General features: G+C 69.3%; 11 protein-coding genes. 6 read left to right on the top strand and 5 right to left on the bottom strand.

Translation table 11 applies throughout. The annotated features are described in order from the left end of the window. Window positions 1-115 precede the first annotated feature (115 nt). Together AC5IG3_RS17920 and recJ are read left to right on the top strand one after the other, a co-directional pair. Window positions 116-1,072, top strand: coding sequence for a hypothetical protein (locus tag AC5IG3_RS17920; RefSeq protein ID WP_491907658.1), 957 nt, complete (start codon window positions 116-118; stop codon window positions 1,070-1,072). Continuing rightward, window positions 1,069-2,793, top strand: coding sequence for a single-stranded-DNA-specific exonuclease RecJ (gene recJ / locus AC5IG3_RS17925; RefSeq protein WP_491907659.1), 1,725 nt, complete (start codon window positions 1,069-1,071; stop codon window positions 2,791-2,793). Before AC5IG3_RS17920 ends, recJ begins: the two co-directional genes overlap by 4 nt. Window positions 2,794-2,806: 13 nt before the next feature. Here recJ and AC5IG3_RS17930 read toward each other — a convergent pair whose 3' ends face one another. The 4 genes from AC5IG3_RS17930 to AC5IG3_RS17945 all read right to left on the bottom strand — a co-directional run bounded on the left by AC5IG3_RS17930 (window position 2,807) and on the right by AC5IG3_RS17945 (window position 7,333). Further along, window positions 2,807-3,763 carry an NAD(P)H-dependent flavin oxidoreductase gene (locus tag AC5IG3_RS17930; protein ID WP_491907660.1) on the bottom strand — a complete coding sequence of 319 codons (957 nt, stop codon included), beginning with the start codon at window positions 3,761-3,763 and terminating at the stop codon, window positions 2,807-2,809. Then, window positions 3,763-5,550 carry an acyl-CoA dehydrogenase gene (locus AC5IG3_RS17935; RefSeq protein WP_491907661.1) on the bottom strand — a complete coding sequence of 596 codons (1,788 nt, stop codon included), beginning with the start codon at window positions 5,548-5,550 and terminating at the stop codon, window positions 3,763-3,765. The genes AC5IG3_RS17930 and AC5IG3_RS17935 overlap by 1 nt, the downstream gene beginning before the upstream one ends. Window positions 5,551-5,657: 107 nt before the next feature. Next, window positions 5,658-6,584 (bottom strand): electron transfer flavoprotein subunit alpha/FixB family protein, encoded by a 927-nt coding sequence (locus tag AC5IG3_RS17940; protein WP_491907662.1) that lies wholly within the window; start codon window positions 6,582-6,584, stop codon window positions 5,658-5,660. After that, window positions 6,584-7,333, bottom strand: coding sequence for an electron transfer flavoprotein subunit beta/FixA family protein (locus tag AC5IG3_RS17945; protein WP_491907663.1), 750 nt, complete (start codon window positions 7,331-7,333; stop codon window positions 6,584-6,586). Before AC5IG3_RS17945 ends, AC5IG3_RS17940 begins: the two co-directional genes overlap by 1 nt. A gap of 216 nt (window positions 7,334-7,549) precedes the next feature. Here AC5IG3_RS17945 and murI point away from each other — a divergent pair, with 216 nt between their 5' ends. Beyond that, entirely contained in the window at window positions 7,550-8,395 is an 846-nt protein-coding gene (gene murI, locus AC5IG3_RS17950; RefSeq protein WP_491907664.1) for a glutamate racemase, read from the top strand. Continuing rightward, window positions 8,392-8,847 carry a cysteine-rich CWC family protein gene (locus tag AC5IG3_RS17955; protein ID WP_491907665.1) on the top strand — a complete coding sequence of 152 codons (456 nt, stop codon included), beginning with the start codon at window positions 8,392-8,394 and terminating at the stop codon, window positions 8,845-8,847. The genes murI and AC5IG3_RS17955 overlap by 4 nt, the downstream gene beginning before the upstream one ends. A 13-nt stretch (window positions 8,848-8,860) precedes the next feature. On the opposite strand, the gene AC5IG3_RS17960 is transcribed toward AC5IG3_RS17955, so the two are convergent. Continuing rightward, a complete protein-coding gene (locus AC5IG3_RS17960) occupies window positions 8,861-9,946 on the bottom strand; it encodes a S1C family serine protease (protein ID WP_491907666.1) in 1,086 nt (361 codons plus the stop codon). 191 nt (window positions 9,947-10,137) lie between these two features. Here AC5IG3_RS17960 and rarD point away from each other — a divergent pair, with 191 nt between their 5' ends. Together rarD and AC5IG3_RS17970 are read left to right on the top strand one after the other, a co-directional pair. After that, window positions 10,138-11,013, top strand: a complete 876-nt coding sequence (rarD, locus tag AC5IG3_RS17965; RefSeq protein ID WP_491907667.1) for an EamA family transporter RarD — start codon at window positions 10,138-10,140, stop codon at window positions 11,011-11,013. A gap of 37 nt (window positions 11,014-11,050) precedes the next feature. Further along, window positions 11,051-12,397, top strand: a complete 1,347-nt coding sequence (locus AC5IG3_RS17970) for a TAXI family TRAP transporter solute-binding subunit (RefSeq protein ID WP_491907668.1) — start codon at window positions 11,051-11,053, stop codon at window positions 12,395-12,397. Window positions 12,398-12,405 lie beyond the last annotated feature (8 nt).

Consider the following 12,405-nt stretch of genomic DNA (forward strand, 5'->3'; position numbering starts at 1 on the left):
ATACTCATCATTGTTCAGGACAAAGCCGCCAACAGTCCCCGCCAGCGCGTGCACTTCTGCGCAATGAATCCACCTGCGTCAGCGCGGCGGCGGGGCCTGCCCATAATCGCGGCCCATGCACCTCCTCATTCCGCACGCCAGCGCCCTGGGCGAGGCGGCAGACGCCGCCATCGCCCTGCTGCAGAAACAGAACCTGCCCCACCTGAGCGCACTGCTGGGCCGCCTGCAGGCTGCGCCTGATATCGATGCCCCGCTCGATGAATACAGCCTCAACCCGCCGCACGAACGCGCCATCCTGCAAGCAGCGGGCTGGCCCGCCGCCGCAGACGGCCAGCTGCCGTGGGCTGCGTGGCGGGCGGCGCAAGACGGCCTGGCGCTGCCCGCCGGCCGCGCGGTCGGCCTGATCACGCCGGTGCACTGGAGCGTCGGCTCCGACAAGATCAGCCTGCTCGACCCGGCCTTGCTGGCGCTGACCGAGCCTGAGTCGCGCGTGCTGCTGGCGATGCTGCAGTCGCTGGTGAATGAGGCCGGCTGGACGCTGCACTACGGCGCGCCGACGCGCTGGTACGTGACGGCGCCGCTGATGGGCCGCATCCGCAGCGCGTCGCTGGAGCGCGTCATCGGCCGCAACATCGACCTGTGGCTACCGCGCGACCCGGACGCCCGCATCGTGCGCCGCCTGCAGGTCGAGCTGCAGATGACGCTGCATGAGCACCCGCTCAGCGCCGAGCGCGAGGCGCGCGGCGCGCTGCCGGTCAACTCCTTCTGGCTCAGCGGCACGGGCATCGCGCCGGCCGCATCGGTCCTGCCCGCGGACCTGCAGATCGACACCCGCCTGGCCGCGCCGCTGCTGGCCGGCGACTGGCAGGCCTGGTGCGACGGCTGGCAGGCGCTGGACGCCGGGCCGGTGCAGGCGCTGCTGCAAGCCTCACGCGCGGGCCAGCCGGTGCGCCTGACGCTCTGTGGCGAAAGCCAGGCGAGCAGCTGGGCCCCGCGCCCGCTCAGCCTGCTCGAAAAACTCGGCCTGCGCCAGAGCCGCGCCGACATCGCCACCACCCTGCACGCGCTATGACCTCCCCTCACATCGACATCCGCGACGTGCCGCCGCGCGCCGTCTGGGCACTGGAACAGGCCGGCGTGCACCCGCTGCTGGCACGGCTGTTTGCCGCGCGCGGCATCCGCAACGCCGCCGACATGGACGACGGCCTGGCCAAGCTCATCCCGCCCCACCAGTTGAAAGGCACCGACACCGCCGCCCGCCTGCTGGCCGACACGCTGCAGGCGGGCGGGCGCGTCGTGGTGGTGGCCGATTACGACTGCGACGGCGCCACCGCCTGCGCCGTCGCGCTGCGCGGCCTGGCGCTGCTGGGCTTCGAGCGCGACCGCCTCAGCCACGTCGTGCCCGACCGCGCCGTGCACGGCTACGGCCTCACGCCCACCATCGTCGACCTGTGCCTGCCGCACCGGCCCACGCTGTTGGTCACGGTCGACAACGGCATCGCCAGCCTGGCCGGCGTGGCACACGCGCAATCGCTGGGCATCAAAGTCCTGGTCACGGACCATCACCTGCCCGGCGTCGACGCCAGCGGCGCGGTGCAATTGCCTACCGCCGACGCCATCGTCAACCCCAACCAGCCCGGCTGCCCGTTCGAGAGCAAGGCGCTGGCCGGTGTCGGCGTGATGTTCTACGTGCTGCTCGCGCTGCGCGCCGAGTTGCGCCAGCGCGGCGTCTACACGCCGGCCAATCAACCCAGGTTGGATGTATTGCTGGATCTGGTCGCGCTCGGCACCGTCGCCGATGTGGTCAAGCTCGACGCCAACAACCGCCGCTTGGTCGCGCAGGGCTTGAAGCGCATCCGCGCCGGGCAAATGCACGCGGGCGTGGCCGCGCTGTTTGCCGCAGCCGGGCGTGACGCCAGCAAGGCCAGCGCCTTCGACTTCGGCTTTGCGCTCGGGCCGCGCCTGAACGCCGCCGGCCGGCTGGCCGACATGAGCTTGGGGATCGCCTGCCTGCTGACCGACGACGCCGGCTACGCGGCCGAGTTGGCGCAGCAGCTCGACGCCATCAACCGCACCCGCCGCGAGGTCGAGGCCGGCATGAAGGAACAGGCCGAGGCGCTGCTGGACCTCGTCATGCCTGAAGGCGACCCGCCGCCCGCCGTGGTGCTGTTCGACCCGGAGTTCCACGAAGGCGTGGTCGGCATCGTTGCCGGCCGCCTGAAAGACCGCCTGCACCGCCCGACCTTCGTGCTGGCGCTGGGTCAGGACGGGCTGCTCAAGGGTTCAGGCCGCTCGATTCCCGGCTTTCATTTGCGCGACGCGCTCGATCTGGTCGTCAAGCGCCACCCCGGCGTGCTCAAGAAATTCGGCGGCCACGCCATGGCCGCCGGCTGCACGCTGGCAGAAGAAGACCTCGAAACCTTCGAGACCGCCTTCCAGCAGGTCGCCACCGAATGGCTCGACGCCGCTGCGCTGCAACGCCGGCTGGCCACCGATGGCCCGCTGCCGCCCGAGTGCTTTGACGCCAAGATCGTCGAGATGCTCGACCGCGAGGTCTGGGGCCAGGCCTTCGAGGCGCCGCTGTTCACCGACGAGGTCGACGTCATCAGCCAGCGCCTGGTCGGTGAGAAGCACCTCAAGCTCAGCCTGCGCCTGAACGGCCAGCTGCGCGACGCGATCTGGTTCAACCAGACCGCCTCACTGCCGGCGCACACGCGGCTGGCCTACCGGCTGAACCTGGACAGCTACCAGGGGCGGCAGCGGGTCCAGATGGTGGTGGAGGCGGAGGGCTGAGCCCAGCCTGCGTTCACCCGCAAACCCGCGCCTTGGCCTCCGCATACTCGCGCTTCAACTTCGCCACCAGCTCGCCCGCCGGCACCACGGCGTCGATGGCGCCGATGCCCTGGCCGCAGCCCCAGATGTCTTTCCAGGCCTTGGCCGAGGCGCCGCCGAAGTTCATCGCGCTCGGGTCGCTCTCGGGCAGCTTGTCGGGGTCGAGGCCCGCGGCGCGGATGCTCGGCTTGAGGTAGTTGCCGTGCACGCCGGTGAAGAGGTTGCTGTAGACGATGTCGTCGCTGTTGCCGTCGACGATCGCCTGCTTGTAGGCATCGCTGGCGCGGGCCTCTTCGGTGGCGATGAAGGCCGAGCCGATGTAGGCGAAATCCGCGCCCATGGCCTGCGCGGCCAGCACCGCGCCGCCGCTGGCGATGGAGCCCGACAGCGCCACCGGGCCGTCGAACCACTGGCGGATTTCCTGCATCAGCGCGAACGGGCTCTTGACGCCGGCATGGCCGCCGGCGCCGGCAGCCACGGCGATCAGGCCGTCCGCGCCCTTCTCGATGGCCTTGTGCGCGAAGGCGTTGTTGATGATGTCGTGCAGCACCACGCCGCCCCAGCTGTGCACCGCCTGGTTGAGGTCGGCGCGCGCGCCCAGGCTGGTGATGATGATCGGCACCTTGTACTTGGCGCAGACCTGCAGGTCGTGCTCCAGCCGGTCGTTGCTCTTGTGCACGATCTGGTTGATGGCGAACGGCGCAGCGGGCGCGTCCGGGTGGGCCGCGTTGTAGGCGGCCAGGGTCTCGGTGATCTCGGCCAGCCAGTCGTCGAGCAGCTCGGCCGGGCGGGCGTTGAGCGCGGGCATCGAGCCGACCACGCCGGCAATGCACTGCGCGATCACTAGCTTGGGGTTGCTGATGATGAACAGCGGCGAGCCGATGATGGGCAGCGGCAAATGCGCCAAAGCGCCCGGAAGTTGGCGGGCCATCAGAAAGCCTCCAGCGCCATCGCGCAAGCCGACTCGCCGCCCTGCACGATGCTGTCGCGCAGGCCGGGCGCCTTGGTCAGCAGGTGGTCGCCGTAGAAGCGGGCGGTGGCGATCTTGGCCTGCATGAAGGCGGCGTTGTCGCCCTCGTTGAGGCCGTCTTCGGCGGCGATCAGCGCGCGGCCCATCTGCCAGCCGGCCATCAGGTTGCCGGCGAGCATCAGGTAGGGCACCGAGCCGGCAAACACCGCGTTCGGGTTGGAGCGGGTGTGGGCAGCCACAAAATCGACCACGTCCAGGAAAGCCAGCCGCGCAGCCTTCAGGCGCTGGGCGTAGGTCTTGGCGGCGCCGTCGCGGGCGTCCAGCGCGATCTCGGTCAGTTCGATCTGCGCGGCAATGGCGCGGGCCACGGCACCGCCGTCGCGCGCGGTCTTGCGGCCGACCAGGTCGTTGGCCTGGATGGCGGTGGTGCCTTCGTAGATGGTCAGGATCTTGGCGTCGCGGTAGTACTGCGCCGCACCGGTTTCCTCGATGAAGCCCATGCCGCCGTGCACCTGCACGCCCAGCGAGGTGACTTCCAGGCTCATCTCGGTGCTGTAGCCCTTGATGAGCGGCACCATGAATTCATAGAAGGCCATGCTGGCCTTGCGCGTGTCGGCGTCCGGATGCGCATGCGCCGTGTCGTAGGCGGCAGCCGACACCAGCGCCAGCGCGCGGCAGCCTTCGGTGTAGGCGCGCATGGTCATGAGCATGCGGCGCACGTCGGGGTGATGAATGATGGCGCCGGCTGCCGGCAGCGAGCCGTCGACCGGGCGGCTCTGCACGCGGTCGCGGGCGTACTGCACCGCCTTCTGGTACGCACGCTCGGCCACCGCGATGCCCTGCACACCCACGGCGAAGCGGGCGGCGTTCATCATGATGAACATGTATTCCAGACCGCGGTTTTCCTGGCCGACCAGGTAACCGACCGCACCGCCGTTGTCGCCATATTGAAGAACAGCCGTCGGGCTGGCCTTGATGCCGAGCTTGTGCTCGATGGACACGCAGTGCACGTCGTTGCGCGCACCCAGGCTGCCGTCGGCATTCACCATGAACTTGGGCACGATGAATAGGCTGATGCCCTTGACGCCCTCGGGCGCGCCGACCACCCGCGCCAGCACCAGATGGACGATGTTCTCGGCCATGTCGTGCTCACCGTAGGTGATGTAGATCTTGGTGCCGAAGACCTTGTAGCTGCCGTCGGCCTGCGGCTCGGCCTTGGAGCGCACCGCCGCCAGGTCGGAGCCGGCCTGCGGCTCGGTCAGGTTCATGGTGCCGGTCCAGCGGCCTTCGATCATCGGCGGCAGGTACAGCGCCTTCTGCTCGTCGGTGCCGGCCGTCAGCAGCGCCTCGATGGCGCCGTCGGTCAGCAGCGGGCAGAGCGCGAAGCTCAGGTTGGCGCTGTTGATCATCTCGATGCAGGCCGCACCGATGGTCTTGGGCAGGCCCTGGCCGCCGAAGTCTGCCGGATGCTGCAGGCCCTGCCAGCCGCCTTCGCCGAACTGCTTGAACGCTTCCTTGAAGCCCGGCGTGGTGGTGACCTCGCCGTTCTTGAAGAAGCTGGGCTTCTGATCGCCCTCCCAGTTGAGCGGCGCGACCACGCCTTCGTTGAACTTGGCGCACTCTTCCAGCACGGCGGCAGCCGTGTCGTAGCCGGCGTCTTCATAGCCGGGCAAGGCGGTCAGGGCGTCGATGCCGGCGAGTTCCTTGATGCCGAACAGCAGGTCGTTCAGCGGGGCGCGGTAGGTCATGGGAAGTCTCCAGTCGTTTGAATTCAGGGCGTAAAAAAGGCACCTCAACCGCGGTTGGGTGCCTTGTCGCGTCAGAGCGTCGGGGTCAGCAGGTCAGGCCGGCCGGCTTACAGCGCCTTGACCAGCTCAGGCACCGCCGTGAACAGATCGGCCTCCAGGCCGTAGTCCGCCACGCTGAAGATCGGCGCCTCCGGGTCCTTGTTGATCGCCACGATCACCTTGGAATCCTTCATGCCGGCCAGGTGCTGGATCGCGCCGCTGATGCCGGCAGCGATGTACAGGGACGGCGCCACGATCTTGCCGGTCTGGCCGACCTGCCAGTCGTTGGGCGCGTAGCCGGCGTCCACTGCCGCACGGCTGGCGCCGAGCGCCGCGCCGAGCTTGTCGGCCAGCGGCGTCAGCACTTCATTGAACTTGTCGCTGCTGCCCAGGGCCCGGCCACCGCTGACGATGATCTTGGCGGCGGTCAGCTCGGGCCGGTCGCTCTTGGTGACCTCGCGGCCGACGAAACTGCTCTGGCCCGAATCGGCTGCCGCGGCGATGGTTTCGATCGCGGCGCTGCCGCCTTGCGCTGCGGCGTCAAAGCCGGTGGTGCGCACGGTCAGCACCTGGGTCTTGTCGCTGCTCTGCACCGTGGCCACGGCGTTGCCGGCGTAGATCGGGCGCTCGTAGGTGTCGGCGCTGATGACCTTGCTGATGTCGCTGATCTGCGCGACGTCGAGCTTGGCGGCCACGCGCGGGGCGATGTTCTTGCCGCTGGCGGTCGCGGGGAAGAGGATGTGGCTGTAGCCGGCGGCCAAGGCCACGACCTGCGCGGTGACGTTCTCGGCCAGACCCGATTCGAGGCTGGCGCCGTCGGCGTGAATGACCTTGGTGACGCCGGCAATCTGGCTGGCGGCCTGCGCCACGGCGGCGGCGTGGTGGCCGGCGACCAGCACGTGCACTTCGCCCAGTTGGGCGGCAGCGGTGACGGTGTTGAGGGTGGCGCCCTTGAGGTGGGCGTTGTCGTGTTCGGCAATAACCAGGCAGGCCATCAGATCACCTTCGCTTCGTTCTTGAGTTTGTCGACCAGCGCGGCCACGTCGGCCACCTTGATGCCGGCGCCGCGCTTGGGCGGCTCAGAGACCTTCAGGGTCTTGAGGCGCGGCGTCACGTCCACACCCAGCGCGTCGGGCTTGATGACCTCGAGCGGCTTCTTCTTGGCCTTCATGATGTTGGGCAGCGTGACGTAGCGCGGCTCGTTCAGGCGCAGGTCGGTGGTGATGATGGCCGGCAGGCTCAAGCTGAGCGTCTCCAGGCCGCCGTCGACTTCACGCGTCACGACAGCACGTCCGTCGACAACTTCGACCTTGCTGGCAAACGTCGCCTGCGGCAGGTCGGTCAGCGCGGCCAGCATCTGGCCGGTCTGGTTGTTGTCGCCGTCAATGGCTTGCTTGCCCAGGATCACCAGGCCGGGCTGTTCCTTGTCGACCAGGGCCTTGAGCAGCTTGGCGATGGCCAGCGGCTGCAGTTCGGCGTCGGTCTCGACCAGGATGGCGCGGTCGGCGCCGATGGCCATCGCGGTGCGCAGGGTTTCCTGGCACTGGGTCACGCCGCAGGAAACGGCGATCACCTCGGTGATGACGCCCTTTTCCTTCAGTCGCACCGCTTCTTCGATCGCGATCTCGTCGAAGGGGTTCATGCTCATCTTGACGTTGGCGATGTCCACGCCCGTGCCGTCACTCTTGACCCGAACCTTGACGTTGTAATCGACGACCCGTTTGACGGGCACCAGTGCCTTCATGCGATGTTCTCCTGCGGGGAAGCGGTGAGGTAGTTGAATGAAACGTACAACGACTGATTTTAGGGCGCACCTTTTGGGCGGCATGGGCTGCACATCTTCGTGGCAGATCTATGCACCAGCCTGACGCGCCATAAAAAGCACGATCGTTCTATTTTGTCTGAATCTGCGGCGTCTTGTCCAGCGTCTTCTGTGCAACGCGTTGCTAGACTGGTGCAAATGTCTGATCACCCCACCGCCCCTCCCGCCGCCGCGCCACGCCTGGGCGTGTTCGATTCCGGCGTCGGCGGCCTGTCGGTGCTGCGCTCACTGCGGGCGCGGCTGCCGCAGGCGGAATACGTCTACGTCGCCGATTCCGGCCACGCGCCCTATGGCGAGCGCAGCACCGATTTCGTCGTGCAGCGCTCGCTGGCGGTGGCGGGCTTCCTGCGCGAACAGGGCTGCGACGTGCTCGTGATGGCCTGCAACACCGCCACCGCTGCCGCCGCGCAGACGGTGCGGGCGCACTGGCCCGACTGGCCCATCGTCGGCGTGGAGCCGGGCATCAAGCCCGCAGCGGCGCTGACGCGCAACGGCCGCGTCGGCGTGCTGGCCACCGAAGGCACGCTGCGCAGCGACAAGTTCCGCCTGCTGGCGGCCGCCCACGCCGCGCACATCGAACTGGTGTTGCAGCCCTGCCCCGGCCTGGCCGCCGCGCTGGAAGCGGGCGACGCCGATGCGCCGGCCGTGGTCGAGCGCATTGCCGCCTGCTGCCAGCCGCTGCGCGAGCACGGCGTGGACACCGTCGTGCTCGGCTGCACCCACTACCCGTTTGCGGCCCACCACATCCAGGCGCAGATGGGCGCAGACGTGCAACTGGTCGACACCGCCGAAGCCATCGCCCGCCGCGCCGAGCAGCTCTGCGCGCAGATCCGCCCCGGCGCACGCATCCCCGACCCGGCACCCACCCCGCAGTTCTGGACCAGCGGCGACACCGAGCTGCTGCGTCGTGTGGCGCTGCGCTGGCTGGGGCTGGACACGGCCGTGCGCCACTGGGCCGGCACCTTTGCAGGAACCTCGCCATGAGCACCATCCCGACCCTGTCTGACCGCTGCCCACGCTGCGGCGGCGCCTTCCACTGCGGCACCAACGACGCCCAGCCCTGCGCCTGCTGCAACCTTGAACTGACTGACGCCCACCGCGCCGCCCTGCGCGCGGCCTACAGCGACTGCCTGTGCGTGAGCTGCCTGCAGGCCATCGCCTCCGGTGCGCAGGTCCAGCTGGGACCGGCGATCGTGCACAACGCCGCCGCACACCGATTCGAGACCACCGTCGACGGCCTGCTCTGCGTCGCCAGCTACCGCCGCGACGGCGACACCGTCGACTTCAACCACACCGGCGTGCCACGCCAGCTGGAAGGCCGTGGCATCGCCGCCGCGCTGGTGCGCGAGGCGCTGGCCTGGGCGCAGGCCGAAGGGCTGCAGGTGGAGGCGAGTTGCTCTTATGTGGCCGTCTACAGGCGGCGGCATGGGGGGTGAATGCAAATCCCCCTCACTCCCTCAAATCGATCACCCGCACCTTGACCTTGCGGTCGCGCTCCTTGCGGCGCACGGTCAGCTCGACATCGTTGTCGACACCGGCCCGCTCCAGCTCGGCCACGAACGATGACAGGCTCTCGGTCGAGCGGCCATTGACCGCCACGATCACGTCGCCCACATCGCCGGTCTTGCGGTTGAGCGGCACCAGGCCAGCCGCTGCTGCCGGGGTGCCACGGCCGACCTCGGCCAGCACCACGCCGCTGATGCCGGCGCGCGCCACCAGGTCCGGCCGCACCGGCGTCACGCCGATGCCGGGCAGCGGCGCGCGGCCCTTGCTGATGAGCGACGGAACCACGCGGTTGACCAGATCGGCCGGAATCGCGAAGCCGATGCCGGAACTGCTGCCGCTGGCCGAGCGGATGGCGCTGTTGACACCGATCAGCCGCCCGGCGCTGTCGAGCAGCGGGCCGCCCGAGTTGCCGGGGTTGATGGCCGCGTCGGTCTGGATCACGCCGATGACCTCGCGGTAGTTGGCGGTGGGCAACTCGCGGTCGAGCGCGCTCACCAGCCCCTTGGTCAGCGTGCGCTGGAGGCCGAATGGGTTGCCGATGGCGTAGACGCTCTGGCCGATGCGCAGGTCGCGGCTGCTGCCCAGCGGCACCGGACGCAGGCCGGCCGGCACGGTCTTGAGGCGGATCACGGCCAGGTCGTACTCGGGCGCACCGCCCACCGTTTCGGCCTCAATGGGCTTGCCGGCGTCCAGTTGCACGAAGACACGGCGCGCGCCCTGCACGACGTGGAAGTTGGTGACGACGTGGCCGGCGGTGTCCCACACGAAGCCACTGCCCGCCCCCTGGCTGACCGCCGCGCCGCCCAGCGCGTTGCGCTGCACCGTCTCGGTGGTGATGTAGGCGACCGACGGCGCGGTGTCCTCGAACAGCTTGACCACTGCCTGCTCGTCGGACAGCAGCGCGCCACGCGGGTTGACGCTGCGCGGCTGGGCGTCACGCGCCAGGGCCGCACCACCGGCCACCGTCAGGCCGAGCGCGAGCAGCACAGCGCGGCTCACCGCGCGCAACAAGGAAGATGATCGGGACATGGGCATGGCACTCACCGCGAAAAACAACAGCCCTGATCTGGGGCCGGAAGGCGCCCGCTTCAAGTCCTGCCGGTCACGGACGGCAACGCCGCCGGGTATGCTCGCCGCCCACCTTGGCCGGAACCGATCTTGAATCTTCTGCACCCCCCGATCCTGCAAAACGCCCGCGCGGACACCGCGCTGCCCCGCTGATGCGCCGCGGCATCGGCTACGCCGCCACCGCCTACACGATCTGGGGCGTGCTGCCGCTGTACTTCGCGCTGCTGCACCAGGTCACGCCGCTGGAAATCCTGTCACACCGGGTGGTCTGGTCGCTGGTGTTCCTGCTCGGGCTGCTGGCCGTCACGCGACGCTGGGACTGGGTCGGGCCCGCGCTGCGCCAGCCCAGGGTCTGGGCCACCTTCAGCGCCAGCGCGCTGATCCTGGGCGTCAACTGGTTCATCTTCATCTGGGCGGTCGGGCAGAACCGGGTGGTCGAGACCAGCCTGGGCTACTTCATCAACCCGCTCATCAACGTGCTGGTGGGCAGTTTCGTGCTGCGCGAGCGGCTGCGCCGGCCGCAGATGCTGGCGGTGGTGATTGCCGCTTTTGGCGTCGGCTGGCTGACCTGGCACCAGGGCCATGTGCCGTGGATTGCGCTCAGTCTGGCCGGCACCTTTGCCACCTACGGCCTGCTGCGCAAGACCGCGCCGCTGGGTGCGCTGGAAGGCCTGACGGTCGAGAGCCTGGTGCTCGCGCCGCTGGCCGTGGCCTACCTGGCCTGGGCGCTCCACAACGGTCAGGCCACCTTCAACCACACCGATCTGCCCATGCAGCTGCTCCTGCTGGCGGCCGGGCCGGCCACCGCCATTCCGCTGCTGTTCTTCGGCGCGGCAGCGCAGCGCATTCCATTCGGGCTGCTGGGCATGCTGCAGTACATCGGCCCGACGCTGGCGCTGACGATGGGCGTGTGGGTGCTGGGCGAGCCCTTCGGCGCCCAGCGCGCGGTGGGCTTCTGCATCATCTGGCTGGCCTGCCTGATCTTCAGCGCCGAGCTGTTCTGGCGCAGCCGTCAAAACCCAAGCTGACCCACCTCTCTTGAACCGCCTCACGCCACCCACCCGCATGCGACGCCTCAAAACCACCCTGCTGCAGATCTGGGATCTGCTGCTCACCGCCGGCCCGGTGCTGCTGCTGGCCGTCGGCCTGGTCGTGCTGGCCTACAAGGTGCTCAACCCGACGCCGCCGCAGCGCATGAGCCTGGCCACCGGCCCGCAATCGGGCGCCTACGCCGAGTTCGGCCAGCGCTATGCGCAGGCGCTGGCGCGGCAGGGCATCACCGTCACGCTGCGCGAGACGCGCGGCTCGCAGGAGAACCTGGCGCTGCTGCAGGCCGGCGAGGTCGATGCGGCCTTTGTGCAAGGCGGCGCCGATGAGCTCAAGCCCATCGACGAGCCGCCGCCCGAGGGGATGATGAGCCTGGGCAGCCTGTTCCGCGAGCCGGTCTGGGTCTTCTACCGCCTGCCGGCGGCGCAACAGCGGCTCAAGCAGGAGCGGCTCGACAGCCTGGCGCAGCTGGCCGGCTGGCGCCTCAACATCGGCCACGAAGGCAGCGGCGTCTCCAACCTGATGCGGCGCCTGCTCGACGCCAACGGCCTGGACATGGCCAAGATGAAGCTCGGCCGGCTCGAACCCACCCCCGCCGTGGTCGAGCTGCTGGCCGGCCGCATCGACGCGCTGGCGCTGGTGTCGGCGCCCGAGTCGCCGCTGGTGCGCATGCTGCTGATCACGCCCGGCATCGGCCTGCTCGACTTTTCCCAGGCCGAGGCCTATTCGCGCCGCGTGCCGCAGGTCAGCCCGGTGCGGCTGCCGCGTGGCGTGGTCGATCTGGCCAAGAACCTGCCCACGCAGGACGTGCGCCTGCTGGCCGCCAATGCCACGCTGGTGGTGCGCGACGAAACCCATCCGGCGCTGCAACAGCTGCTGGTGCAGGCGGCCAAACGCATCCACGGCGAGGCCAACTGGTTTCAGCGCAAGGGCGAGTTTCCGCGTGCCGAGGCGGGTGAATTTGCGCTCGCCGGCGAGGCCCAGCGCTTCTACGCCAGCGGCGCGCCGCTGCTGCAGCGCTACCTGCCGTTCTGGCTGGCCAACCTGATCGACCGCATGTGGGTGGTGCTGGTGTCGATCGTGGCGGTGCTGATTCCGCTCACCCGCGTGGTGCCGCCGCTCTACACCTTCCGCATCCGCAGCCGCATCTTCCGCTGGTACGGCCGCCTGCGCGAGATCGAAGACCAGCTCGGTGCCGACGCCACCCAGCGCGAAGCGCTGCTGACCGAGCTGGACGAGATCGACACCCGGGTCGAGAAACTGCCCGTGCCGCTGTCGCACGCCGACGAGCTGTACTCGCTGCGCAGCCACATCGTGATGGTGCGGCAGCGGCTGATGCAGGCTCAGGCCCCCGAGGGAGCCTGAGCACGGAC

This window comes from Leptothrix sp. (in: b-proteobacteria) (assembly GCF_965250675.1).
Classification (GTDB): Bacteria; Pseudomonadota; Gammaproteobacteria; order Burkholderiales; family Burkholderiaceae_C; genus Sphaerotilus.